The sequence below is a fragment of the Arthrobacter sp. Y3221087 genome (assembly GCF_059089905.1).
In genome coordinates this window covers 1,798,526-1,821,894 of sequence record NZ_JBNHFE010000001.1, presented here as the reverse complement: position 1 = coordinate 1,821,894, position 23,369 = coordinate 1,798,526, and the positions used below count along the sequence as shown (strand labels likewise).

Sequence of the window (23,369 nt, the reverse complement as noted above, 5' to 3'; positions counted from 1 at the left end):
ATGGTCCTAAGCGGAGCGGCGTTCTCCACGGCGTTCACGGAGGATGGTCAAGCGGTCCTCAAGGATCTGCTCAAGCTCGGGCAGGGAACGGCGTTCCAGCAGCATGTCCCAGTGGGTCCGGACAGCTTTGTCGTTGCTGGTGTCCGGGCGTTCGCCGTCAACCAGAAGGGCTTCCTTGCCGGTCTTGGAAACCCATACCGGCGGAATCTCGGCTTCGGAGGAGAAGGTAACGAAAACCTGTTCGCCGTCCTCGCAACGGTACTCGACGCGCTGGCGCGGAGCCGGCTCAACCCCGGACTCGGTCTCCATGCTCTGCGCACCAAGGCGCATACCCCGCAGGCTGCGATCGCTCATGATTTCTCCCTCTTCTCGGTTCGCGGGGCAGGACCCCGCGCCTGCCGGTGGCGATGAAGCACCACCGGGCTACTGTTTGCTCTGCGCTGCATCATAGGATTCAACGCATTGCGAAGCTTTGTTGTTCCAGCGGACTGCTCCTGCCGGACAAATACCCAATTATACGTGGGTCATGCCGCGGGAACCAAAACAGGAAGGGACCCGCGCAGGGCAGGTCCCTTCCCGTCAGCCGTACTGCTTATGGTTCGGTGGACTTCGATCCCACTTCGTCGAAAAGGCCGCCCGCTGCCCCCGGATCCGGATTGGTTCCGCCCAGCGCGTTCCCGATTCCCTTGAGGGCTTCGCCGACTTCACTTGGGATGATCCACAGCTTGTTGGAGGTGCCTTCCGCGAGCTTCGGCAGGGTCTGCAGGTACTGGTAGGCCAGCAGTTTCTGGTCCGGGTTGCCGCGGTGGATGGCATCGAAGACCTTCTGGATGGCCTGGGCCTCACCGTCGGCGCGAAGGATAGCGGCCTTGGCGTCACCTTCCGCGGCAAGGATGGAAGCCTGCCGCTGGCCCTCTGCCGTCAGGATGGCAGACTGCTTGGTACCCTCGGCCGTCAGGATGGCTGCCCGTCGGTCACGCTCGGCGCGCATTTGCTTTTCCATCGAGTCCTGGATGGAGTGGGGCGGATCGATCGCCTTGAGTTCAACGCGCGAAACGCGGATCCCCCAGCGGCCGGTGGCCTCGTCCAGGACGCCGCGGAGCTGGCCGTTGATCTGGTCACGCGACGTGAGCGCCTCTTCGAGGTTCAATCCGCCCACCACGTTACGGAGCGTGGTGGTGGTGAGCTGCTCCACCGCCTGGATGTAGTTGGCGATTTCGTAGGTGGCGGCGCGGGGGTCGGTGACCTGGAAGTAGACGACCGTGTCGATCGAGACCACCAGGTTGTCCTCGGTGATCACCGGCTGGGGCGGGAACGACACCACCTGCTCGCGGAGGTCCAGCAGCGGAAGGAGCCGGTCCACGAAGGGGATGAGGATGGTCAGCCCCGGATTCAGCGTGCGCTGGTATTTGCCGAGCCGCTCCACCACGCCGGCCCGGGCCTGCGGAATAATCCGGACCGCCCGCACCAGGACGATGATCACAAACACGATCAGGACTACCAGCACGACGGCCAAAGCCGTTCCTCCTGCGTTTTCCATGCGTCTCCCTTGTTCCCCAATTGATATTGCTGTGTCAGGACGCGCCGCTGGCGGGTGGCACCGAAACTACAGCCGTGGCGCCGTCGATCGCCGCCACCACCACTTTTTGTCCGGCGTGAAGAACCCCGGCCTCAGAACGCGCGCTCCAGATGTCGCCGCCGATTTTTATCAGGCCGCCGTCCGACGTCACGGCCTCCATCACCACTGCCTGCTCGCCGATCAGCCGGTCGACGTTGCTCCGCTGCTCTGCGGGGCCCTTCTTCAAGTGGGACAGCGCCACCGGACGGACGAAAGCGATCATGAGCAGGGACACCACGCAGAAAACCACGATCTGCAGCCAGCCGTCGGCACCGGCAAAGTCGGCTACCAGGGCAGCCAGGGCACCGCCGCCGAGCATGATGAAAAACAGGTCAAGCGTGATCATCTCGACCACTGCAAATGCCAGGAAAGCCGTGAGCCACAGGGCCCACCAGTTTTCCCCCAACCATTCGAACACTGCCGCCCCCTTGGACACCGGGCGCCGTCGCGGGCCCTTCGGTACCTGTCTTCTTATCCTAGTCCGGGGCCCCCGCCTGTGGGCTGGGTCATGCAGACGGTAGAGGCGATAGTGGCCAAGTCGTTACGTGCCGGCGGGCAGCCTGGGCCGGAAGACCATCAGCCGGAACTTCGCCTCGGCCCGGAGGGGCTCCGGGGTGCCGTCAAGGCGGACGGCGATGGCATCCCGGCTTGTGTGATGGCCTGCCGGTCCCATGAATGCCAGGTCCGCTGCTTCCTGGTGGTTGAGCGCAAGCGGAATGTCGACGTCGGAGCTTTCCTCCACCTCGAAGTGCCGCGCCATGGCGGCAGCCAGCCGGGCGTCCTTGCCTTCCTCGATGGCGAGCATGCCTGCCAGGGCTGCGATGCCGGCAAGGTGGCCCTTGCGCGGGGTGACCACCACCAGGCGACCGCCGGGCCGGAGCACACGCGCGAACTCGGCAGCGTTGCGGGGCGCAAAGATTACCGTGACGGCGTCAACAGAGTTGGCCGCCAACGGCAGCGGCTGCCAAATGTCCCAGACCAGGTTGACGGCTTCGGGGTTGAGCCGGGCGGCGCGGCGCAGGGCGAATTTGGAAATGTCCAACCCTGCGGCAGCCACTGTCCGGCCCTGAGCGGCGGCGGTGTCCAGCAGCTCGCGCAGGTAGTGCCCTGTTCCGGTGCCCGAGTCCAGCACGGCTGCCCGGTCGGACAGGACGGGTACGACGGCGGCCGCCACGGCTTGTGCCAGCGGCCGGTAGTGGCCCCGGCCAAGGAAGTTGAAGCGGGCATTCACCATCGCGGCGGAATCAGCCTCGAAGGCGGTGCCCTTTCCGACCAGCAGGTTGAAGTAACCCTGCCGGGCGGCATCAAAACTGTGCCGTGACGCGCAGGCGAGCCTTCCTGGTTTCGGCGGCTGGGCGGCGGCGAAGGTCAACGGAGCCGCGCAGACCGGGCACAGCAGGGGAAGGTCCGATGCAGGGGGCATTGCACCATCTTAGGCGGCGGGTCCATCCGGCCGGGACCGTCAACTGATGCTGATGCCAGCCGGCCGGTCGTCAAAGCCGAGGCCCTCCCGGGCCCTGCTGATTCCGGGCGCGGCCCAATGTGCCGCGTATTCGCTGTTGCTGCTCAATGACCGCAGCTGGGCCCTGTCGATGTAGAGGATTCCGTTGAGGTGGTCGGTTTCGTGCTGCACGATCCTGGCCTGCCAGCCGGCGAACTGGCGCTGGGCTGCCGTGCCGTCGGGCGTTTCATAGTCAAGGAGCACGTTGTCCGGGCGGGCCACCACGGCCTGGAGCCCGTTCAGGGAGAGGCACCCTTCGTAGAAAGCGGCGGTTCCGCTGCCCTGCGGCGTATAGCGGGGATTGAGGATCGCCAGGAACTCCAGCGGGCTCCGGTTGCGCAGGGCGGCCGCCTCCGGGTCGACGTCGTACAGGTCTTCGAGGACCGCAATTTGAAGGGGTATGCCAAGCTGGGGCGCTGCCAGCCCCACCCCGGGCGCCTCGTGCATGACCTGGCGCATGAGCTCGATCAGCCGGGCCAGCTGCTCCGCGGGCAGCTGCCCGTTGTAGGCGGCCGCGCGCTGGCGAAGGGCCGGATGGCCCGCCTGGACGATGGGCGGCATCATGCCGGCCGAGAGGATACGCTCCACAAGTTCACGGATCTGTTCGTCGTTCATGGCGGTCCCGGGCGTGCTTGGCGTCATGACGAAAGCCTACTGGGGACCGGGAAAGCGGGCGGCTTGCTACTGTCGATGTCATGGCCATCTCCCCGCTGCCCGGCGCGTCGCCACTCGATTGTGTCCTGGGTTTCCTCAAGGTGCTGGAATCGGGCGGGGGAGCGGCCGGCATCAAGCCGCTCCTTGCCGATGCGTTCGTCCTGGTCGAGGCCCCGCACCTGCTGGCTCCCGAGGGGGCCACGCGGACGCTGGCTGAGGTCCTGGCCGGCGCAGACCAGAGCGCCACAGTTGTGCGGGACCAGAAGTTCGCCATCCGCCGCACCACCTGCGAGGCGGGCCGGGTAGCCGTGGAAGCGGACTGGTCCGCCACGGTGCTGATGGACCTCCGGTATTGGGATGCAGGGGAAACCATCCGGGCAAGGACGTCGTCCGTGTTCGAAGTCAGCGACGGCTTGATCGTCAGCCAGGACAGTTATGACTGCTACTTCCGGTGAGCCTGGACGGAGCCGCCGGGGTGCAGCCGTTCCTCCTGCATGGTGAACCGCCGCGCCGCCCACGCATTCACGGCCGGCGTTGACGCTGCGGCCCTGATGGCCGAATTCCGCAGGTGCAGCAGGGGCGGCGGCAGCGCGCGCCCCAGCAGCATGTTGATCTCTGACTGTCGGCGGGCCAGCAGCGCAGCCCGGCGCCGGTCCGCCTCGAACTGCTCGAAGCCGGTATCGGTACGCCCTCCTGCGAGGGCTTCACGCAGGAGCGGAACCAGGGCATGGGCGTCCAGCCAGCCGAGATTCATGCCCTGGCCTCCGATGGGACTGATTTCATGGGCGGCGTCGCCGAGCAGCACGGTCCGTCCCACTACTGTTTGAAGCGCCAGGGTGGAACGGACGCTGAATGCGCTGAGCATGCTGTTGGTGCCGGCGTCGGGCAGGATGCCGGTGCGCTGGCCCACCATTCTTACAAGGTCCGGCGCCCCTGCATCTCGTGCCGGCCAGCCCAGGCGGACCACCCAGCGCCGGATGCCGCCCGGGAGGGGAAACGACTCGACAATCCCGCCGCGCTCCAGGAAGAGGACCGCCATGTCCCCGTGCCGGCCGGGATCCGCGAAATCCCCCATCAGGTAGTGGTCCGGATACGTCTTCCTCTGTACCGGAACGCCCAGGAGGTCCCGGAACCTGGACCGTGCGCCGTCTGCAGCCACCACCATGGAAGCGCTGAATGACGTGATTCCTGCCGGGGTACCCGGAGCCCGCTGGACCTCTATGGTGACGCGGCCGCCGTCGTCGTTCACCGCCGTGGCTTCCACGCCCCGCACCAGCGCGTCGCTGTCCAGGGCACGGAGGCGTTCCTCCAGCAGTTGCTCGGTCCGGAACTGGGGCAGTGCCAGCACGAACGGGAAGGTGTCCGAGACGCCGTCGAACGCCATGACGCCCAACGTCTTTCCCCGGCTGACCGCCATCCCCGTCCGGATCGGTACGCCCTCCCGCACCAGGGCGGAGGCCACATCGACCTCATCCAGGGCAGAGAGCGCCGGCGGATGGATGCCGATGGCGCGCGTGTGAAGGTCCCGGGACTGCCGCCGCTCAAGCACCCGGACACTGATGCCCTGCTGGAGAAGCGCCGCCGCAAGGTACAGGCCCACCGGACCGCCGCCCACCACCACAACATCCACCGCCATGGTCAGCCCTGGCGGTAGGTGAGGACTTGGTGGAAGGCCGCGCTGCGTTCCACAGTCCAGCCCGGGGGAGCGAGGGCGGAAAGTTCAGCAGGAGTGTAGCTTCGGCGGATCGAGGTCAGCCCGTCCACGCGGATGTAGGAGCCGGCAAAGGGGAGGGCCGCTACGCCAAACAGGGTGAAGGCTGCGGGGCTTCGGCGGAGGTCGTTGTGCAGGACCTTTTTCCCGGCGAGCACCTCCGAGTGTGCCAGCAAGACCTGGAACTCCTCTACCGGGAGGTGGTGGAGGACGTGGTTGGAGATCACCACGTCATAGGTCCGGCCCACGGCCACCTCGTCCGCGCTGTGCGCCTGCCGGAATTGAACGCCCTGTACGGGAGGCCGCTTCTGCGCGAAGGAAGCTGCGCGGGGGTCGGGATCAATTCCTGTGATGGTGAGGGTGAGCCCGTCGCGCCGGGCCCAGCGGGCCAGCAGGACGGCAAGGTCGCCGCCACCCGAGCCAATGTCCAGGAGCCGGATCGGTTGTGCCGCCAGCAAGGGACGGAGCTCCCGCCGGTAGAGCCGCTGCCAGCCGCTGAGGACCCGGTTGACGACGCCGAACTGGCGGTAGGTGTTGTCCAGCCGGCGGGGGTCGCAATCAGGCAGGTCCATCAGCTCCACTGCCGTGGTGTCGCGCTCCCGCATCAGGAAATCCACGCCGGTCAGGCCACCGGGGCTTCCGCTTCCAGCGGTTGCCGGATCTCCGCGGTCCGAACGCCCTGCAAGGCGGTGGCGTCCGCAGGTGCCTGCCGCAATTTCGTGAACAGGGCCGTCTCCACCGTGAGGCCGGGCCCGAATGCCATGGAGCAGATGCGGCCGCCGCCGGCACCGTCCTGTGGCTGTCCTTCCTGCTGAAGGATGTGCCTGAGGACGAAGAGCACAGTGGCGCTGCTCATGTTGCCGTAGTTCCGCAGGACTTCGCGCGCGGGCACCAGCTGTGGGTCCGTCAGGCCGAGCCGGGACTGGACCTTGTCGAGGATGCTCCGCCCGCCCGGATGGATTCCCCAGTGCTGGATGGACGTGTAGGGGAGTGCTGCCAGTTCAGGCTCCCGCGCCAGGAGTGGTTGCAGTGCTCCCACGATGTGGTCGTCAATAATGTGCGGGACGTAGTTTCCGAGGACCATCTCGAAGCCGTTGTCGCCGATGTTCCATGCCATGGAGTCCTCGCCAACCGGCGTGAGGACCGTCTCAAACTGGTCCACTTGCAGGAGTGCGTTTTCCGCCGCGTCCGGCCGGGCGGTGACCACGGCGGCGGCTGCACCGTCAGCAAACAGCGCCGAACCCATGATGGTGTCGGGGTCGTTCGACGTCCGGACGTGCAGCGAGCACAGCTCGGCGCACACCACCAGGACCACGGCGTTCGGGTCAGCCTCGCAGAAGAGTTTCGCAGCGCGGAGTGCGGGAAAGGCGGCATAGCAGCCCATGAATCCGAGGTGGTAGCGCTGGACTGCCGGATCCAGGCCAAGCTCACGGACGATCTTGTAGTCCGGGCCAGGATTGAAGAAACCCGTGCAGGAAACGGTCACGAGGTGAGTTATGTCAAGTAAATCTAGTTCAGGGGCGGAGGCCAGGGCTGCCCGGGCGGCTTCCACGAACAGCTTGGTGGCCTCGCGGGCGAAGATCTCGTTGCGGACCTTGGTGCTCGGGTTGAGCAGAAGGCCCGACGAAGGGTCGTAGAACTGCGGGTCGTCGGAGCGGAAGTCGTTGGTCAGTTCCTCGACGGCTGTGAACCGCGTATCGATGGCGGCCGAGTCAAAGCAGGTGCTGACCAGCCGCGAACCCAACCTCGTGAGGCCTGGCTGGGCGGCAAATACGTCACGGGCTTCAGACTGGACCAGCATGGTTTTAGGGACCGCAGTTTCGAGTGATCGCACATAGACCGTCATTGACCCATTCTTAACGAGGCCCCACATTAAGACAATGGCGTGTGCCGCCGACCTGCGGAATTGCTGGACCGACGGCTCCGGATGCACTGAAGCTCAGAGGCCTCAGCCCCCACTTTCGCCGGGGTCCCCAAAACGCCGATAATCTACATTATGTCAAGTTGTACTCTGCGTATTGCATCAGATGAATCAATGGCCCGATCCCCCGGATACGCAACGGAGTTCTCCGACTTCCTTGAGATTCCGCAGACTTTGCGGCCTGACTGCTTTGTGTGACGCTGCCCAGGCGCTCCTGACGGCTGCAACTCCCAACTTCGAAGGCGGCTAATACGTGTCTCTGACCTGCGGTTTTGTGCTGATGATGCATTTGATGAATCATTGATTCAGGATTTGAGCACAAACTTCGACGGAACTGTGGGGCGAAAATGGCGGTCGACGCGTCCGGGCGTGTGCTGCAGCTGAGCGCTGTTCAGCTGCTGTATCCCGAGGAACAGACGCTTGAGGACATGCTGACCGGGTGGCGCAACCAGCAGCTCTCCAGGAACCTCCAGTTCGACACTATCGACAAGGGCATCGAGTGCGTCCGCCGGTTCGTCAACCATGTGAACGAGTTCCCGTGGAACTGGGCACCGGAGCCGCTCGATCCACCAGCTGAAGCACTCCACCGTCCGCGGTTACCAGTCCACGCTCCGCCGGTTCACGTCATACGTGTCGAACCCCGACTACGGCTGGGACCGGGTCTGTGAACAGCGTTTCGGAACGCACCCGTCCCAGGTCTTCTTTGACTGGAACACCGCCTCCCACACACAGGAGTACGAGGGACGCCCCTCCAAGCGGCCCTTCACCAAGACGGAACTGCAGATGCTGTTCGATCACGCCGACGACCAGGTCGAAGTCATCGCCGCCTCAGGCAAGAAAGGCTGGGAAGCTGCTTACCGGGACGCCGTCATGCTGAAAGTCGCCTACTCATACGGGCTTAGATTCAACGAACTCAGGCACCTGCAAACCATCGACTTTGCGACCAACCCCCAGGCACGAAGGTTCGGCAAGGCAGGCGTCTGCAAGGTCCGGTTCGGCAAGTCACGCAAGGGCTCCCCGCACAAACCCCGCAGCGTCCTGACGGTCTTCGACTGGACCGCCGGCGTCATCGACGACTGGCTCGCCAACGGACGAGGCACGCTCGAAACCCTGGATCTGTTCCCCAGCGAACGCGGCGGCCTGATCTGTGAATCCACCCTGCTGCGCCGGCTCCGGCGCTACCTGGCCGAGCTGGGCCTGCCAATGGATGGCCTGGACCTGCACTCGCTCCGGCGCTCCTACGCAACGCACCTGCTGGAGGACGGATGGGATCCTAGATTCGTGCAACATCAAATGGGCCACGAACACGCCTCCACCACAGGGATCTACCAGTTCGTCAGCGACGACTTCCGCAACACAACCCTCCGGGCAGCCCTGGACCGCACCATCGACGAAATCCTGGGCGTGCAGATGCGAGGTCAATGGTGAGACGCGAAGTCGAATACAAGTGGCGGCTCTCCGAGCTCATGGCAGCGCGGGGACTCCACAACACCACCGACCTCATCCCTCTGCTCGCCGAGCGCGGCATCACCTTGTCCCGGCCACAGGTCTACCGGCTCGTCAACCAGAAACCAGAACGCGTCGCACTGCAGGTTATCGCTGCGATCTGCGACATCTTCTCCTGCGGCCCCGAGGACCTCATCACCGTCACAGCCGCTGACGTCCGCGCCCGCAAAACCGGCACCAGCGCCCCCAACGTCGTCGACCTGAACCGCACCGTCCGCCCGCGACGGGCCCGCATCATCGACGATGACCACTGATTCGCCCGAAGGACTGACGCCCCGCAACACCAAGCTCGGCAGGCCGCGCACCACCGGGACCGCCACCTGCGCACGATGCGGCCGAAACGCGGGCAGAACACGCGCTACCTGGCCCGAAGGCCGAATCTGCGGCCCCTGCTTCACCACTGCCACCCGCACCCACGGGATCTGCCCCGGCTGCGGTCGGCAGCGGCTGCTGCCCGGGCCGCCCGCGGCCGCCGGAGGGCCCCGCTGCGCACCATGCGCCGGCATCCTCCACGACTTTCACTGCACCCGCTGCAACACGGAAGGCGAGTTCTACCGGCGCGGCATCTGCGCCCGCTGCGGCCTCCGGGACGACCTCAACAAACTACTGCTCACACAACCTGCCGACCCGAAGACTGCCCGCAAAATCGTCGATGTTCTCTGCAAGGCAGACCGGCCCGAAAGCATCATCACCTGGAAGCGCTCCCCCAAAGTCCAAGCCCTCCTGACATCTCTGTCACGCGGTGAAACTCCCTTGACTCACGAAGGCTTCGACGCCGTGGCTGAGTCGGCGGAACGACCGGCGAATCACCTGCGTGCCCTGTTCATCCATCACGGGCTCCTCCCCTATCAAGACCCGCACCTGGCCCGGTTCGAGACCTGGATTGAGAACAAGCTCCGCGCCCTGCCCGAGGAGATCGCCAAACCCGTCAGCCAATTCGCCACCTGGCATCACCTCCGCCGCATACGGTCCATGACAACCCCCGAAAAGAGTGCCCAAGCCCCGGTGCACTCCGCCAAACAAGAGATCACCGAAACCATCAAGTTCCTGGACTGGCTCTGGGAAACCCACCAGCGCACCGCAACGAGCTGCACCCAGCAGGACATCGAAACCTGGCTCGCCACCGGCCCCACAACCAGAAAAGCCATCCGCACCTTCATCGTGTTCATCAACAACACCGGCACAAACCACCGGGTGGAAATGGGCCACTACAGCGCCAAAACCCGCCCAACAATCACCCAGGACCAACGCGTGGCATGGCTGCGGGAACTGCTCACCGGCACCAGCGAATCCCTGCCCTACAGAGTCGCTGGCATCCTGCTTCTTCTCTACGCCCAACCGCTCGTGCGGGTAGCAAAACTCCGGACCGATGCCGTCGAAACCAGCGAAACCAACGGCAACGTGAGGATCAGCTTCGGCGCCCATCCGGTACCCGTTCCCAGGCCTTTCGCTGAACTACTTCAAGAGCACCTCGCGAGCCGTCCGAATCTCAGAACGGGAGCGGGCCCTCAAAGCCCGTGGCTCTTCCCGGGAACCCGCGCCGGCCAGCCACTTCACCCCAACACCATCATGGACAGGCTCCGCAGCCTCGGCATCGACCTGCGCGGCGCACGAAACACTGCCCTGGACGAACATCTCCTGGCCTCACCGCCGCCACTGGTCGCAGACGCACTCGGGTACAGCCACCAGATCGCGTTCCTCCACGCCGACGCAGCAGGCGACGCCTGGTCACGCTACGTCAACCTGCGAACCATGCCCTGACCCCATCGGCAAGATCACGCGGAACTTCTAACCTTGATTAGGCGGAAGCTTTGCTGCCCGGTGGTACCACCAGACGCTGAAGAAGAACAAAGCCAAATTTAGAGCCTGCAGGGCCCAGTACCACACAGTCGCCCTAGCACCCTCTGCGAGCACCGCGTACAGGTTGCTGGCCGACAGCAGCACAGCGAAAATTCCCATAAGTACGGCTTCCGTCTTGGTTGGCCGCTTCCAATCCCAGGCGCCCATGCCATGAGCCTAACGTCAGCATCAGGGGTTGTCATGACAGTTTCGACGAGCTCATTCGCCCGTTCTTAGCCCAAGCGCCCACCCAGCGAACCGCATACCTAATTGCTGACCCCTACGGCCCGGTCTTATGGCAGGAATACGCCCACATTCAATCCGCAGGGATGCCAGTAGTCCGAATCCACCGCTCTCCCGGACCGTCTTGTGACCGGCGGTCTCAGCGCTTCATGGAGAGCAGCATCGAAACGCCGCCTGCTTCAAGGAAACCGGAATCCGCCACCGGCTACTCCTGCCTGGTACCGATTCCGGCACCCACGATCGCCCCAAGTCCCAAGCCCACCGCGAAGCCCACAACCGGGCTGTCGAAGACTGCCAGCCCCAGGGTGATGCCGACTGCAGCCCCCACCAGGCAGCAGATCCAAAGCGGCTTGTTCACACAACCTCCAAATTTGCCGCACTAAAGCAGCGGATACCGGCAGGTTACTCGTATCCCGCTTCCGAAACGCGGACTGGCATCCCAAAAGATAAGTAACCCTCCCCTGGGAATCAAGTACCAGCTACGGATGCCAAACAGTGCACGGGGGTCTACCGTCGGATGCATACCTCCTGCGGTAAGCATCCGCAGGCGGTAGAGGTCGATTGGCCCCGAAAATTGGCCAGCTTATGCAGTGGGCTTTGGCGCGCAGGCACCCGCGTATCCCCAGGACATCCCATGCCCCTATCACCTGACCACTCTGGCAAAAGCGCCGATTTGCTCCCGCTCCCCCGGTACGTCAATCAAGAAAGCATGGAAGCCGCCATCGAGGCTGCACTGCTCCAGGCCCCGGGGCTACCGATTGTCATGCTGCGCCCCGCTCCGGTAATGGTCAGAGGCGTCACCGGCAGCGCCATCGCCTACACCATCACCCATGTTCTGGTTGAGAGTTCTGACATCGGCGAGAACGGACTGCGATGGGAATCGTCGTGGCTGGTACGCCGGCTTCCCCCGGACACGTCGGCTCCCGGTAGGCGTCAGCCGTAGGCCTTCTGAAGTTCGGCGATGTCCAGTTTCCGCATACCCAGCATGGCCTGCATAGCCCGCTGGGAGCCCTCCGGGTCCGGTCCAGCGATCAGCGATGGAAGGACGGATGGCACCACCTGCCAGGACACCCCGTACCGGTCCTTCAGCCAGCCGCACATGCTTTCCGAGCCGCCGTCCGTCAGCGCCGTCCAGTACCGGTCCACGGCCGCCTGGTCCTCGCAGTCCACCACGAAGGACACGGCTTCGGTGAAGCTGGACCCCCGGGACCCGTTCAATGCCGTGAATGGACGCCCTTCCAGTTCAAAGTCGACGGCGATTGCCTCACCCGTTGCCCCCGGCCCTCCTTCGCCAAAACGTGAGACGTTGATGATCTTCGAATCGTCGAAGACGCTGACGTAGAACTTTGCGGCTTCTTCCGCCTGGTTCTCGAACCAGAGGCATGTTCCGACACGACGCGGCATAGTTTGCTCCCTTCCGGCTTGAGCCTAATCGGGATCGCCCCGCGCGGGAACGGGACGCTAAGGTCGAAACCATGAGTTTCCGGAATGTGAAGCCAGCCAAGCCCTCCTTGGCCGGCTTGGCGGCGGGAGCCGCTGTAACGGATCTGGTGCTGATCCTGGTCTTCGCCGCCATCGGCCGTGACGCGCACCAGCGCGGAGATGTGGTCTCCGGCGTACTGCTGACGGCGTGGCCGTTCCTGGCAGGGGCGGCAGCTGGATGGCTGGCGGCCCGGGTATGGCGGGATCCCCTGTCGGTGCGCAGCGGCCTGGCGGTGTGGCTTGGGAGCCTGGTCGGCGGCATGCTGCTGCGGGCCGTCACAGGCCAGACGGTGGTACTCCCCTTCGTTATTGTGGCGCTGCTGAGCCTTGGCGTTCTCCTCGTGGGCTACCGTCTGATCCTCGCCGGCATCCGCCGCCGGAAAAAATAACCCTGGACCAGCCGGACAGGCGCAGCGCGCGGATGTAATAGGCTGGCAGCACTGACAAGCCTGCCGGGCCCTGCCGCGGCGCAACTGATCCGGAGGGGTTCAACGTGATCACCGCATTCGTTCTGATCAAGACCGACGCTGCCCGTATTCCCGAGACGGCGGAGGAGATCTCGGCGATTGAGGGAATCAGCGAGGTCTATTCGGTCACGGGCGAATGGGACCTGATCGCCGTCGCGCGGGTCCGGCAGCATGAGGACCTGGCAGATGTCATCGCCGACAAGCTCTCAAAGGTTCCCGCCGTGGTTCATACCACCACGCACATCGCGTTCCGCGCCTACTCGCAGCACGACCTGGACGCGGCGTTCTCGCTCGGCTTCGAGCAGTAGGAGCCTAGGCCCTGGTGAGGGCCACCCACTTGTCGAGCACTGCAGCGGCGGCACCGGAATCGATGGATTCTGCGGCCCTGGCGTAGGCCTTTTGCATCCGGTCCAGGAACGGCCCCTCCGCGCGACGGTCGAAGGCCACGAGCCCGGCCGCCGCGTTGAGCAGAACCGCGTCCCGGGCGGGACCTTCCTTGCCGGCCAGGACTTCCCGCACCACAGCCGCATTAGCCTGCGCGTCCCCGCCGCGCAGCTGTTCCACTGTGGCCAGGCTGATTCCGAGGTCCTGGGGCGAAAACGCTAGTTCGTTCACCGCGCCGTCCCGGATTTCCCACACCGTGGACGGACCGGTGGTGGTGAGCTCGTCGAGTCCGTCATTTCCGCGGAACACAAGCCCCCGGCTCCCCCGCCGGGCGAGAACTCCCGCGACCAGCGGCGCCATCCGGGCATGGGCAACCCCGACGGCGGAGGCCTGCACCTGCGCCGGGTTGGTGAGCGGGCCCAGGAAGTTGAACGCCGTGGGAATCGCCAGCTCCCGCCTAGGCACCGCGGTGTGGCGGAACGACGGGTGGAACACCTGGGCGAAGCAGAACGTAATTCCTGCCTCTTCAGCATTACGCGCCACCTGCTCAATGGACAGGTCGAGGCGGACCCCGAGCGCCTCCAGCACGTCCGCGGATCCGGACGACGACGACGCCGCCCGGTTGCCGTGCTTGACCACCTTGGCACCGGCACCGGCAGCCACCAGGGCCGCCATGGTGGAAATGTTAACCGTGTTAAGTTGGTCACCACCGGTGCCGACGATGTCCAGCTTTTCGCCGGTAATCGTCACCCGGTTGGCGTGCGCCAGCATGGCATCCACGAGTCCCGAAAGCTCCTCGACGGTTTCACCCTTGGCACTGAGGGCAACCAGGAAACCCGCGATCTGCGCCGGAGAGGCCTCCCCGGACATGATGGTGTCCATCGCCCAGGACGTGTTGTCCGCCGTAAGGTCCCTGCCGCTGATCAAGGACGAGATGAGCCGGGGCCACGAGTTGGCGGACGCTGCGGAAGCCTGTGAAGTCACCTCCTGATGCTATCGAGGGAAGCTGCGGGCTGACCAATGTGAACGGGCGCGGGAACTTTTCGCAGCGAATTCGCGTCTTTGTAGAAAAAGTCCCTCGAAAAGGCGGTTTGCGTTGGGCAGCACGGACTTTTACAGACATAATGTCTATGTGACATCTGCGACCCATGCCCCCAGTACCCCGGCGCACCCCACGCTGAACCGCCCAAATATGGTTTCCGTTGGAACCGTCGTGTGGCTGTCCAGCGAGTTGATGTTCTTCGCCGGTCTCTTCGCCATGTACTTCACCCTGCGCTCCACCAGCGCGCAAATGTGGGCGGACGAGACAGCCAAGCTCAACTTCCCCTTCGCGCTCGCCAACACGATCGTCCTCGTGGCCAGTTCCTTCACTTGCCAGATGGGCGTCTTCGCCGCTGAGCGGCTCCAGCCGCGCCGGACCGGGGGTGCATTCCAGTTCTCCCGCTGGGGAATGAACGAATGGTTCCTCCTGACGTTCCTTATGGGTGCGTTCTTCGTCGCCGGCCAGGCCACCGAGTACGCCATGCTCGTTTCCGAGCACGTCTCGCTCTCCTCCAACGCCTATGGCTCTGCCTTCTACATGACCACCGGCTTCCACGGCCTCCACGTGATCGGCGGGCTCATCGCCTTCCTGCTCATCATGGGCCGGGCTTTTGCCGCGAAGAAGTTCGGGCACTTCGAAGCAACCTCTGCGATCGTCACCTCTTACTACTGGCACTTCGTGGACGTTGTGTGGATCGGCCTCTTCCTGGTCATCTACGTACTCAAGTAGCCAGCTTTGATTCTTTTTCTACAAGAGGCAGAATTTCAGGTAGCGGCTCCCGGAGCCGGCGCACGAACGACTAAAGGAACCACCACGTGAAGGCACTCTCACAAAAGCGGCGTCACCCACTTGCAGCAATAGCGCTGCTCCTGATGGGGCTCCTCCTCACGGGTGGGCTGTACGCCGTCGCGACCACAGCCAACGAGGCCAAGGCTTCCACCACCACCTACAGCGCGAACGACGTCGAAGAAGGCGGCAAGCTGTTTGACGCCAACTGCGCCACGTGCCACGGCTTCGGTGCCAGTGGAACCCAGGATGGTCCCTCCCTGGTGGGCGTAGGTGCCGCTGCAGTTGACTTCCAGGTGGGGACCGGCCGCATGCCGATGCAGATGAACGGCCCCCAGGCGCTCAAGAAGCCTGTCCAGTTCAACGATGAGCAGACCCAGCAGTTGTCAGCATACGTTGCCTCCCTGGGAGCCGGCCCGGCAGTTCCTGAGGAGCACCTGCTTGACGAAGGCGGCAACGCCGCAGAGGGTGGTGAGCTCTTCCGCGTCAACTGCGCCATGTGCCACAACGCGGCAGCAGCAGGCGGCGCGCTGACCAGGGGTAAGTTTGCTCCCGCCCTGGCTGACGTTTCCGGCAAGCACATCTACGAGGCCATGGTCACCGGCCCGCAGAACATGCCGGTATTCAGTGACTCGAACATCACTCCCGAAGACAAGCGCGACATCATCACCTTCCTGAAGCAGATCGAAACCACCGGCTCCCCCGGCGGCGCAGAACTCGGGTCCTTGGGTCCGGTTGCAGAAGGCCTGTTTGTGTGGGTTGCTGGCCTTGGCGTGATCATCGCGTTCACCATCTGGCTGACCTCCCGTACGTCCTGACGTCCGGCCAAGGCCAAAGAATTACTGCTGCAATCAGCAGGTTGATATTAGAAACTAACCCGGCAACCGCCGGGACGAGAGAAGGATGAGGCGAATTATGGGCAACCATAGTGACGGCAGTCCGAACCACTCGGGCACCGTAGCTACGGCTGGTCAGAATGAGGTGGAGAAGTTCCAGGACCCTGGGCTTCCTCCGCACCGTTTGCGCCTGGCTGACACGGACCCGAAGGCCGCAAAGCGGGCAGAACGGCAGGTCGCCTTACTTTTTGGCATCTCTGTTGTTGGAACCCTGATCTTCCTGGTGGCGTACTTCGCCATTGATCTGGGTGGCGATGAATCCACCATCGGCACCATCCGGCTCCAGAACATGCTGCTGGGCCTTGGCACCGCATGTGCGATGCTTGGCATCGGCACCGGCATCGTCCACTGGGCCAAGGCCCTGATGCCCGATCACGAGGTCTCCGAGGAACGCCACGCGATCCGATACGAAGAGGACCGGAAGGCTGCCGTCCGCATCGTCGACGACATCGTCGAGGAGACCGGGATCAAGCGCCGCCCGCTGATCCGCAATACGCTTCTCGGCGCCGTTGCACTGGCTCCGCTTCCTGCTGTTGCCATCTTTGGCGACCTGGGCCCGCGTCCTGACAACAAACTGGCCCACACCATGTGGGCTCCGCAGGACGGCAAGCTCAAGCGCCTCGCCCGCGACCCCGATGGCACCCCCATCAAGGCTGCGGACGTCACCATCGGTTCGGCATTCCACGTCATTCCGGAAGGCCTGAACGAACTCCACGAGGGCAAGCTCAACGAAAAGGCCAAGGCCGTTGTGCTGCTCATGCGTCTGGACCCAGCCTCACTGAACCCCTCCGAGGGCCGCGAGGACTGGGGTTACAACGGCATCGTTGCCTACTCCAAGATCTGCACCCACGTCGGCTGCCCTGTTGCACTGTACGAGCAGCAGACGCACCACCTGCTGTGCCCGTGCCACCAGTCCACCTTTGACCTCACGCAGGAGTGCAAGGTGATCTTCGGCCCCGCCAGCCGGCCTCTCCCCCAGCTGCCCATCGCGGTTGACGACGAGGGCTACCTGGTCGCTACCAGCGACTTCAAAGAACCCGTAGGACCAAGTTACTGGGAGCGTGATATGCATGAGCGCAGCATCAACAGCTGAGCCCGCTTTCGTCGCCAAAACCAAGACAGGCCGGTTTACCGACTTCGTCGACTCACGTGTTGGCGGCTCTGGAATCCTTCGGGAGTTCGGCCGCAAGGTCTTCCCGGACCACTGGTCCTTCATGTTCGGTGAAGTGGCTCTCTACTCGTTCGTCATCCTGCTGCTCTCGGGTACCTTCCTGACGTTCTTCTTTGATCCGTCCATGGCGGAGACGCACTACGAGGGTTCCTACGTGCCCCTCAAGGGCGTCGAGATGTCGGTGGCCTACAGTTCCTCGCTGAACATCTCCTTCGATATCCGCGGCGGATTGTTCATGCGCCAGGTCCACCACTGGGCAGCACTGCTTTTCGTGGCCTCCATCGCCGTGCACATGCTCCGCGTGTTCTTTACCGGGGCATTCCGCCGGCCGCGCGAAATGAACTGGGTTGTTGGCGGCGTGCTGCTCATCCTGGCCATGGCAGCCGGCTTCACTGGCTATTCGCTCCCTGATGACCTGCTCTCCGGCAACGGCCTGCGCATCATCGACGGCGTCATCAAGTCCATTCCGGTTATCGGTACCTACATCTCGTTCTTCCTGTTCGGCGGCGAGTTCCCGGGCACGGCAGTTATCGGTCGCCTGTACATGCTGCACATCCTGCTGGTGCCGGCCCTGATCCTGCTCATGATCGTGCTGCACCTGTTCATGGTGGTCATTCACAAGCACACCCAGTACCCCGGCCCGGGCCGCAACGACAACAACGTTGTGGGCTACCCCCTGGGTCCGGTTTACGCCGCCAAGGCCGGTGGGTTCTTCTTCATCGTCTTCGGTGTCCTGGCCTTGATGGCCGGATTCTTCACCATCAACCCGATCTGGAACTACGGACCCTACGATCCCTCCCCCGTTTCCGCCGGTACCCAGCCTGACTGGTACATCGGATTCGTCGACGGCGCCCTGCGCCTGATGCCGGGCACATTCGGTGACTGGCAGGTTGAGCAGAACTGGTTCGGCTTCATCTTCTCGTTCAACGTCCTGCTGCCGGCCCTAGTCCCCGCGGGCATCCTGTTCACCGTGATGTTCATGTACCCGTGGATCGAACGCTGGGTCACCAAGGACGACCGTGAGCACCACGTGCTTGACCGTCCCCGCAACGCCCCCACCCGCACCGCGATCGGCATGGCCGGCTTCGTCTGGTACTGCGTGATGTGGGCAGCAGCTGGATCCGACCTCATTGCAACCCACTTCGGTGTTTCCCTGAACGACGTCACGTACTGGCTGCGTGCACTGTTCTTCATCGGGCCGATCATTGCGTTCATCGTCACCAAGCGCGTTGCCCTGGCACTCCAGCGCAAGGACCGTGAAATCGCACTGCACGGACGTGAGACGGGCCGCATCGTGCGTCTGCCCCACGGTGAATTCATCGAGGTCCACGCACCGCTGGATGAGTACAAGCGCTACAAGCTGGTGGGCTTCGAGTCACCGGAAGTCATTCCGGCGATTCCGAATGAACACGGCGTGGTGACCCGGAAGGAGAAGCGCCGCGCGCTCCTCTCCAAGTGGTTCTTCGAGGACCGGGTTGCCCCGGCAACCCCTGCCGAGCTTGAGGCCGCACACGGCCACGGCCACGCAGCGGTCGAAGCTCCCGAGGAAGCCAAGAGCCTGTCACACTAGGTTCCACATACAGAAGAGGCCCGGTCCAGATGGACCGGGCCTCTTCTGTTTCCCAGCTGCAGCAACCCGTCACAGCCCGCTCTGCGGGCTGTGACGGGTTGGGAAGCGGCTGCCCTAATGGTTGCGGGCCCGCCGCGCCCCCGGCCGCTGCAGCGGCACCCAGAGCTTGTACCGGTCCGCCCGGTAGTAGGACACGGAATAGTCCACCATCGCCCGCGCCACGAACGCGTGCCGCTGGATCTTCAGCAGCGGAGACCCCACCTCGACATTGAGGAGCCGGGCCGTGGAGGGTGAAGCGGCCGTGGCCTCGATCATGTCCTCGCCCCACTCCATCACCAGCCCGAACTGCTCGCTGAGCACGTTGTACAGGGATGTGGGAGGCTCGCCATCCAGGAGTCCGGGAACACGGTGCGCGGGAATGAAGTTTTCATCCACGCTCATGGGTTCCCCGTCCGCCAGGAGCAGCCGGCGGAAGCGGACCAACGGAGTTCCCTCGTCGAGTTGAAGCTCCCGCGCAAGGAACGCGCTGGCGCCGATCTGTTCGAAACTCAGCACCTTTGCCGCCGGGACCATGCCACGGCGCTGCATCTCCTCGCTGTACGAGGTCAGTTTGACCTGCAGGTCCACTTTGGGCCGGCGGACGAACGTGCCCAGTCCCACCACACGCTCGATGACCTCTTCGCCGACCAGCGCGTCAATTGCCTGCCGAACGGTCATCCTGGCAAGCCCAAAGCGCTCGGCGAGGTCGCGTTCGGACGGGAGCGCACTGCCGGGAGGGCACGACTCAACAATGTAGGCCCGCAGGATTTCCCGGAGCTGGATATAGATGGACGTTCCGCTGGTGCGGTCAATCTCGCCCTTGATGCCCTTAGCGCCCGCCGCCATGGTCTCTCCCTGCCGTCGAATTTCCCCTTCCATTTTAGGTCAGGTCTAGACCAGCTCTGTCCGGCCACGGCACTGGTTGGGTGGCGACTGTGATGGGCCGATATATTTGGTCAGGAAAAAAATCAGTACCGACGGATGGGGCCGTCGCGACGAAGGAGTCCCCTTTGCCAACACACAAGGCCGTGGTTACGGCCTCTGTCGGGCTGCACGCCCGTCCCGCTGCCGTGTTCGTCCGGGCGGTCACCGACACCGGCTTGCCTGTCACCATCGCCAAGGCTGGCATCAGCGGCGTGGATGCCCGGTCGCTGCTCCAGGTCATGACGGCTGACTTCCACCACGGCTGCGAGGTGGAACTGGGCATCAGCGACACCGCCCTGGATGGGCCTGCAAGCCATCAGGAGGCCCGCGATGTCCTTCGGTCCCTTGCCGATCTCCTGGAGTCTCAGGGGGCGGCGTAGCAGCCGCCGAGGCTGACCGCTACCTAGCCGCGTCGCTGGCTTGGAACACAAACGACGTCGGGCCCCACCTGAGGTGGGGCCCGACGTCGTTCTTATGAGACTGCTTGCCTAGTGGGCGTGGTCTCCGCGGCTGTACTCGTAAACCCAGCCGATGAGCGCCACGACGGCGAGGCCAGCGGCGATGTAGAGGATCCACCAGCCGACTGCGAGGCCGAGGAATCCGCCTGCGCAGGCGAGGCCGAGGACCAGCGGCCACCAGCTCCAGGGGCTGAAGTGGCCCTGCTCGCCGGCGCCCTCGTGGATCTCAGCATCGCTGCGGTCCTCGGGGCGGAGTCCTACGCGCTTGCCGGTGAAACCGAGGTATCCGCCGATCATGCCGGCGAGGCCTCCGACCAGGAGGATGCCCAGGATGCCGACCCATTCGCCCCAGTTGGTCAGGAAGCCGTATACCAGGGCTACGGGGACGAAGAAGAAGACTCCGGCGCCAAAGATCCAGGATTCGATTTTCACTGTGCGGTGTCCTTCTGGTCGGCGTTGCCCAGAACCTGGGCTGCAGGAGCGGGATTCTCAGCGGTGTGGACCTGGCGGAGCTCCGGGTGGTGCAGGTCCAGGGCGGGACGCTCGGACCGGATGCGCGGCAGCGACGTGAAGTTGTGCCGCGGCGGCGGGCAGGACGTGGCCCACTCCAGCGAGGCACCGAAGCCCCAGGGATCATCCACTTCAACCTTCGGGGCGTTGCGCCAGGTGATGTACACGTTCCAGAAGAACGGGATGAGCGAGGCACCCAGGACGAAGGAGGCAACCGTGGAGAACTGGTTCATCCAGGTGAAGTTGTCCTCCACCAGGTAGTCGGCGTAGCGGCGGGGCATACCCTCAACACCCAGCCAGTGCTGGATGAGGAAGGTGCCGTGGAAGCCGAGGAAGAGGAGCCAGAAGTGGATCTTGCCCAGGCGCTCGTTCAGCATCTTGCCCGTGAACTTGGGCCACCAGAAGTAGAACCCGGCGAACATCGCAAACACCACGGTGCCGAACACCACGTAGTGGAAGTGCGCCACCACGAAGTAGGAGTCGGAGACGTGGAAGTCCAGCGGCGGGGAGGCCAGGATGATGCCGGTCAGGCCGCCGAACAGGAACGTGATGAGGAAGCCGATGCTCCACAGCATGGGCGTTTCGAACGTCAGCGAGCCGCGCCACATGGTGCCGATCCAGTTGAAGAACTTCACCCCGGTGGGCACCGCAATCAGCATGGTCATGAACGCGAAGAACGGCAGCAGGACCGAACCGGTGACGTACATGTGGTGAGCCCACACAGTGACAGACAGGGCGGCGATGGCGATGGTGGCGTAGACAAGGCCCTTGTAGCCGAAGATCGGTTTGCGGCTGAAGACCGGGAAGATCTCCGAGACGATGCCGAAGAACGGCAGGGCGATGATGTACACCTCGGGGTGGCCGAAGAACCAGAAGAGGTGCTGCCACAGGACGGCGCCGCCGTTCTCCGGGTCGAAGATGTGGGCACCAAAGCGGCGGTCCGCACCCAGGGCGAACAGCGCTGCCGCCAGCGGCGGGAACGCCATGAGGACCAGGATGGCCGTGACCAGCGTGTTCCAGGTGAAGATCGGCATGCGCCACATGGTCATGCCGGGGGCGCGCATGCAGATGATGGTGGTGATGAAGTTGACCGCACCCAGGATGGTGCCGAAGCCGGACAACGCCAGGCCGAAGACCCACAGGTCCCCGCCGATGCCGGGGCTGAAGGTGGTGTTGGAGAGCGGCGCGTAGGCGAACCAGCCGAAGGAGGCGGCACCCTGCGGGGTGATGAAGCCCGAGACGGCGATGGTGGAGCCGAAGAGGAAGAACCAGAACGCCAGGGCGTTAAGGCGCGGGAACGCCACGTCGGGTGCACCGATCTGCAGGGGCATGATGACGTTTGCGAACCCGGCGAACAGCGGGGTTGCGAACATCAGGAGCATCACGGTGCCGTGCATGGTGAACAGCTGGTTGTACTGTTCCTTGGTCTGCAGGATCTGCATGCCGGGCTCGAAAAGTTCGGCACGGATGAGCAGCGCCATCACGCCACCCAGGCAGAAGAACACGAAGGACGCGATCAGGTACATGTACCCGATGGTCTTGTGGTCGGTGGAGGTGATCCAGTTGACGACGATGCGTCCCTTGGACTTGGGAACCACGGGAGCCGGCAGGACTCCGGTGGGTGCGGATTGAGTGTACGTAGCCACGTCGCTCCCCTTACTTAATTTCGTTCAGGTTCGGGTTGCGGTCGTACTCCACACCGAGGAGGCCCGTGTTGCCCGCGGCCTTCAGGTCGTCCATGTGGGCCTGGAATTCAGCCTCGGACACCACCTTCACGCGGAACAGCATTTCGGAGTGGTACTCGCCGCAGAGTTCGGCGCACTTGCCGTCGTAGGTGCCCTCTTTAGTGGGGGTAAACCGGATGTAGTTGGTCTTGCCCGGGATCATGTCGCGCTTCTGCAGGAAGGCGGGAACCCAGAAGGAGTGGATGACGTCGCGTGCGTTCAGCTCCAGGTCGACGGACTTGTTAACCGGCAAGTACAGGGTGGGGAGCTGTTCCTTGTCGATGGTGTTGCCGGTCAGGTGCGCCTGGACGCCGGCCTCGTGGACGTCTTCTTCGATGACGTCACCGGCCTTGTAGTTGAAGTCCCACGCCCACTGCTTGCCGCGGACGTCAACGACGACGTCGGCGGGCTGGGAGCGGTCGTCAATGGCTTGCTGGTCGCGGTCGGTGAAGTAGAAGAACACCAGGACCATGAACAGCGGGATGGTGAGGTAGAAGACTTCCAGGGGAAGGTTGAAGCTGGTCTGCCGCGGGAACCCGACGGTGCCCTTGCGGCGGCGGTAGGCCACAATGCACCAAACGATCAGGCCCCAAGTAATGATGCCCACAACCAGGGCGGCAATCCATGAGTTGACCCAGAGGTCCATGATGCGGTCGGTGTTGCTGGTGGTGCCACGTTCAGTGGGCAGCCACCCCTTCTCTACCTCTGGCGAACATCCGGTCAAAACCAACGCGCCGGCAATAGCCAAGCCAGTGATCGTTGTGATCGTTTTGCGTCGGCTGCCGGTTCGGTTCTGCGAACTCACAGACGGCCCTTCCTACTTGTTGCTGTTGTCCGGGCGCACATCGGCGCCCCGGGCACACTAAAAGTTTTACTACTCGGTGTAGAGCTTACCGCTCCCCCGGGCGTTTCGCCCACATGTC

28 protein-coding genes are annotated in these 23,369 nt (G+C 64.0%); 13 read left to right on the top strand and 15 right to left on the bottom strand.

Annotated elements, in window-relative coordinates; all coding sequences use genetic code 11:
- Window positions 1–6: 6 nt before the first annotated feature.
- From AC5RUO_RS08680 to AC5RUO_RS08660, 5 genes are all read right to left on the bottom strand, one after another.
- On the bottom strand, window positions 7–354 hold the full coding sequence (locus AC5RUO_RS08680; protein ID WP_013600997.1) for an RNA polymerase-binding protein RbpA: 348 nt from the start codon (window positions 352–354) through the stop codon (window positions 7–9).
- Between the two features lie 238 nt (window positions 355–592).
- A complete protein-coding gene (locus AC5RUO_RS08675) occupies window positions 593–1,540 on the bottom strand; it encodes an SPFH domain-containing protein (protein ID WP_494103266.1) in 948 nt (315 codons plus the stop codon).
- Window positions 1,541–1,574: 34 nt separating this feature from the next.
- Window positions 1,575–2,036, bottom strand: coding sequence for an NfeD family protein (locus AC5RUO_RS08670; RefSeq protein WP_494103265.1), 462 nt, complete (start codon window positions 2,034–2,036; stop codon window positions 1,575–1,577).
- A gap of 123 nt (window positions 2,037–2,159) precedes the next feature.
- Window positions 2,160–3,041 (bottom strand): putative RNA methyltransferase, encoded by an 882-nt coding sequence (locus AC5RUO_RS08665; protein WP_494103264.1) that lies wholly within the window; start codon window positions 3,039–3,041, stop codon window positions 2,160–2,162.
- A gap of 39 nt (window positions 3,042–3,080) precedes the next feature.
- Complete coding sequence (locus tag AC5RUO_RS08660; RefSeq protein ID WP_494009193.1) at window positions 3,081–3,761, bottom strand: peptide deformylase; 681 nt, start codon at window positions 3,759–3,761, stop codon at window positions 3,081–3,083.
- Window positions 3,762–3,814: 53 nt separating this feature from the next.
- On the opposite strand from AC5RUO_RS08660, the gene AC5RUO_RS08655 reads away from it, so the two are divergent.
- Window positions 3,815–4,228 (top strand): nuclear transport factor 2 family protein, encoded by a 414-nt coding sequence (locus tag AC5RUO_RS08655; RefSeq protein WP_494009194.1) that lies wholly within the window; start codon window positions 3,815–3,817, stop codon window positions 4,226–4,228.
- Here the strand turns inward: AC5RUO_RS08655 and AC5RUO_RS08650 are convergent.
- Genes AC5RUO_RS08650 through AC5RUO_RS08640 form a run of 3 tightly spaced genes read right to left on the bottom strand, consistent with a single transcriptional unit; the run spans window position 4,216 to window position 7,330 of the window.
- On the bottom strand, window positions 4,216–5,409 hold the full coding sequence (locus AC5RUO_RS08650) for an FAD-dependent oxidoreductase (RefSeq protein ID WP_494103263.1): 1,194 nt from the start codon (window positions 5,407–5,409) through the stop codon (window positions 4,216–4,218). The two genes, AC5RUO_RS08655 and AC5RUO_RS08650, sit on opposite strands and share 13 nt — an antisense overlap.
- Before the next feature lie 2 nt (window positions 5,410–5,411).
- On the bottom strand, window positions 5,412–6,089 hold the full coding sequence (locus tag AC5RUO_RS08645; RefSeq protein ID WP_494103395.1) for a class I SAM-dependent methyltransferase: 678 nt from the start codon (window positions 6,087–6,089) through the stop codon (window positions 5,412–5,414).
- Window positions 6,090–6,106: 17 nt separating this feature from the next.
- Window positions 6,107–7,330: a type III polyketide synthase gene (locus AC5RUO_RS08640; protein WP_494009197.1), complete on the bottom strand. Its 1,224-nt coding sequence runs from the start codon at window positions 7,328–7,330 to the stop codon at window positions 6,107–6,109.
- 422 nt (window positions 7,331–7,752) lie between these two features.
- Between AC5RUO_RS08640 and AC5RUO_RS08635 the strand changes: the two genes are divergently transcribed.
- From AC5RUO_RS08635 to AC5RUO_RS08620, 4 genes are read left to right on the top strand one after another with little or no spacing between them, the layout of a single operon-like run.
- Window positions 7,753–8,073, top strand: coding sequence for a hypothetical protein (locus tag AC5RUO_RS08635; RefSeq protein WP_494103262.1), 321 nt, complete (start codon window positions 7,753–7,755; stop codon window positions 8,071–8,073).
- Complete coding sequence (locus tag AC5RUO_RS08630; RefSeq protein WP_494103261.1) at window positions 8,036–8,833, top strand: tyrosine-type recombinase/integrase; 798 nt, start codon at window positions 8,036–8,038, stop codon at window positions 8,831–8,833. The genes AC5RUO_RS08635 and AC5RUO_RS08630 overlap by 38 nt, the downstream gene beginning before the upstream one ends.
- Window positions 8,827–9,165 carry a helix-turn-helix domain-containing protein gene (locus AC5RUO_RS08625; protein ID WP_217432637.1) on the top strand — a complete coding sequence of 113 codons (339 nt, stop codon included), beginning with the start codon at window positions 8,827–8,829 and terminating at the stop codon, window positions 9,163–9,165. Before AC5RUO_RS08630 ends, AC5RUO_RS08625 begins: the two co-directional genes overlap by 7 nt.
- Window positions 9,155–10,672: a site-specific integrase gene (locus AC5RUO_RS08620; protein ID WP_494103260.1), complete on the top strand. Its 1,518-nt coding sequence runs from the start codon at window positions 9,155–9,157 to the stop codon at window positions 10,670–10,672. Before AC5RUO_RS08625 ends, AC5RUO_RS08620 begins: the two co-directional genes overlap by 11 nt.
- Window positions 10,673–11,198: 526 nt before the next feature.
- On the opposite strand, the gene AC5RUO_RS08615 is transcribed toward AC5RUO_RS08620, so the two are convergent.
- Window positions 11,199–11,351, bottom strand: coding sequence for a hypothetical protein (locus AC5RUO_RS08615; RefSeq protein ID WP_494009198.1), 153 nt, complete (start codon window positions 11,349–11,351; stop codon window positions 11,199–11,201).
- A 351-nt stretch (window positions 11,352–11,702) separates the two neighbouring features.
- On the opposite strand from AC5RUO_RS08615, the gene AC5RUO_RS08610 reads away from it, so the two are divergent.
- Window positions 11,703–11,936 (top strand): hypothetical protein, encoded by a 234-nt coding sequence (locus AC5RUO_RS08610; RefSeq protein WP_494009199.1) that lies wholly within the window; start codon window positions 11,703–11,705, stop codon window positions 11,934–11,936.
- On the opposite strand, the gene AC5RUO_RS08605 is transcribed toward AC5RUO_RS08610, so the two are convergent.
- Entirely contained in the window at window positions 11,927–12,397 is a 471-nt protein-coding gene (locus tag AC5RUO_RS08605) for a VOC family protein (protein WP_494053609.1), read from the bottom strand. The genes AC5RUO_RS08610 and AC5RUO_RS08605 overlap by 10 nt on opposite strands.
- Before the next feature lie 71 nt (window positions 12,398–12,468).
- Here AC5RUO_RS08605 and AC5RUO_RS08600 point away from each other — a divergent pair, with 71 nt between their 5' ends.
- Together AC5RUO_RS08600 and AC5RUO_RS08595 are read left to right on the top strand one after the other, a co-directional pair.
- The gene (locus AC5RUO_RS08600) at window positions 12,469–12,864 is read left to right on the top strand and encodes a DUF3054 domain-containing protein (RefSeq protein ID WP_494009201.1); all 396 of its coding nucleotides are present in this window, start codon (window positions 12,469–12,471) and stop codon (window positions 12,862–12,864) included.
- 104 nt (window positions 12,865–12,968) lie between these two features.
- The gene (locus AC5RUO_RS08595; RefSeq protein ID WP_494009202.1) at window positions 12,969–13,250 is read left to right on the top strand and encodes an Lrp/AsnC family transcriptional regulator; all 282 of its coding nucleotides are present in this window, start codon (window positions 12,969–12,971) and stop codon (window positions 13,248–13,250) included.
- Between the two features lie 4 nt (window positions 13,251–13,254).
- On the opposite strand, the gene trpD is transcribed toward AC5RUO_RS08595, so the two are convergent.
- On the bottom strand, window positions 13,255–14,310 hold the full coding sequence (gene trpD / locus AC5RUO_RS08590) for an anthranilate phosphoribosyltransferase (protein ID WP_494103259.1): 1,056 nt from the start codon (window positions 14,308–14,310) through the stop codon (window positions 13,255–13,257).
- Window positions 14,311–14,458: 148 nt separating this feature from the next.
- Between trpD and ctaE the strand changes: the two genes are divergently transcribed.
- The 4 genes from ctaE (at window position 14,459) to qcrB (ending at window position 18,791) form a co-directional block, all read left to right on the top strand.
- Window positions 14,459–15,097, top strand: a complete 639-nt coding sequence (gene ctaE / locus AC5RUO_RS08585) for an aa3-type cytochrome oxidase subunit III (RefSeq protein WP_200859184.1) — start codon at window positions 14,459–14,461, stop codon at window positions 15,095–15,097.
- 86 nt (window positions 15,098–15,183) lie between these two features.
- On the top strand, window positions 15,184–15,972 hold the full coding sequence (gene qcrC, locus AC5RUO_RS08580; RefSeq protein WP_494103258.1) for a cytochrome bc1 complex diheme cytochrome c subunit: 789 nt from the start codon (window positions 15,184–15,186) through the stop codon (window positions 15,970–15,972).
- Window positions 15,973–16,069: 97 nt separating this feature from the next.
- Complete coding sequence (qcrA, locus tag AC5RUO_RS08575; protein ID WP_494103257.1) at window positions 16,070–17,143, top strand: cytochrome bc1 complex Rieske iron-sulfur subunit; 1,074 nt, start codon at window positions 16,070–16,072, stop codon at window positions 17,141–17,143.
- A complete protein-coding gene (gene qcrB, locus AC5RUO_RS08570; RefSeq protein WP_494053605.1) occupies window positions 17,121–18,791 on the top strand; it encodes a cytochrome bc1 complex cytochrome b subunit in 1,671 nt (556 codons plus the stop codon). The genes qcrA and qcrB overlap by 23 nt, the downstream gene beginning before the upstream one ends.
- Before the next feature lie 114 nt (window positions 18,792–18,905).
- On the opposite strand, the gene AC5RUO_RS08565 is transcribed toward qcrB, so the two are convergent.
- Complete coding sequence (locus AC5RUO_RS08565; protein ID WP_494103256.1) at window positions 18,906–19,676, bottom strand: GntR family transcriptional regulator; 771 nt, start codon at window positions 19,674–19,676, stop codon at window positions 18,906–18,908.
- Window positions 19,677–19,840: 164 nt separating this feature from the next.
- Between AC5RUO_RS08565 and AC5RUO_RS08560 the strand changes: the two genes are divergently transcribed.
- Window positions 19,841–20,134, top strand: a complete 294-nt coding sequence (locus AC5RUO_RS08560; RefSeq protein WP_494103255.1) for an HPr family phosphocarrier protein — start codon at window positions 19,841–19,843, stop codon at window positions 20,132–20,134.
- Window positions 20,135–20,242: 108 nt separating this feature from the next.
- Here the strand turns inward: AC5RUO_RS08560 and AC5RUO_RS08555 are convergent, their stop codons facing one another.
- Genes AC5RUO_RS08555 through ctaC form a run of 3 tightly spaced genes read right to left on the bottom strand, consistent with a single transcriptional unit; the run spans window position 20,243 to window position 23,251 of the window.
- On the bottom strand, window positions 20,243–20,644 hold the full coding sequence (locus tag AC5RUO_RS08555; RefSeq protein ID WP_133347118.1) for a cytochrome c oxidase subunit 4: 402 nt from the start codon (window positions 20,642–20,644) through the stop codon (window positions 20,243–20,245).
- Window positions 20,641–22,368, bottom strand: a complete 1,728-nt coding sequence (ctaD, locus tag AC5RUO_RS08550) for an aa3-type cytochrome oxidase subunit I (protein WP_494009209.1) — start codon at window positions 22,366–22,368, stop codon at window positions 20,641–20,643. Before ctaD ends, AC5RUO_RS08555 begins: the two co-directional genes overlap by 4 nt.
- A 10-nt stretch (window positions 22,369–22,378) precedes the next feature.
- Window positions 22,379–23,251 (bottom strand): aa3-type cytochrome oxidase subunit II, encoded by an 873-nt coding sequence (gene ctaC, locus AC5RUO_RS08545; RefSeq protein WP_494053602.1) that lies wholly within the window; start codon window positions 23,249–23,251, stop codon window positions 22,379–22,381.
- Window positions 23,252–23,369: the final 118 nt, after the last annotated feature.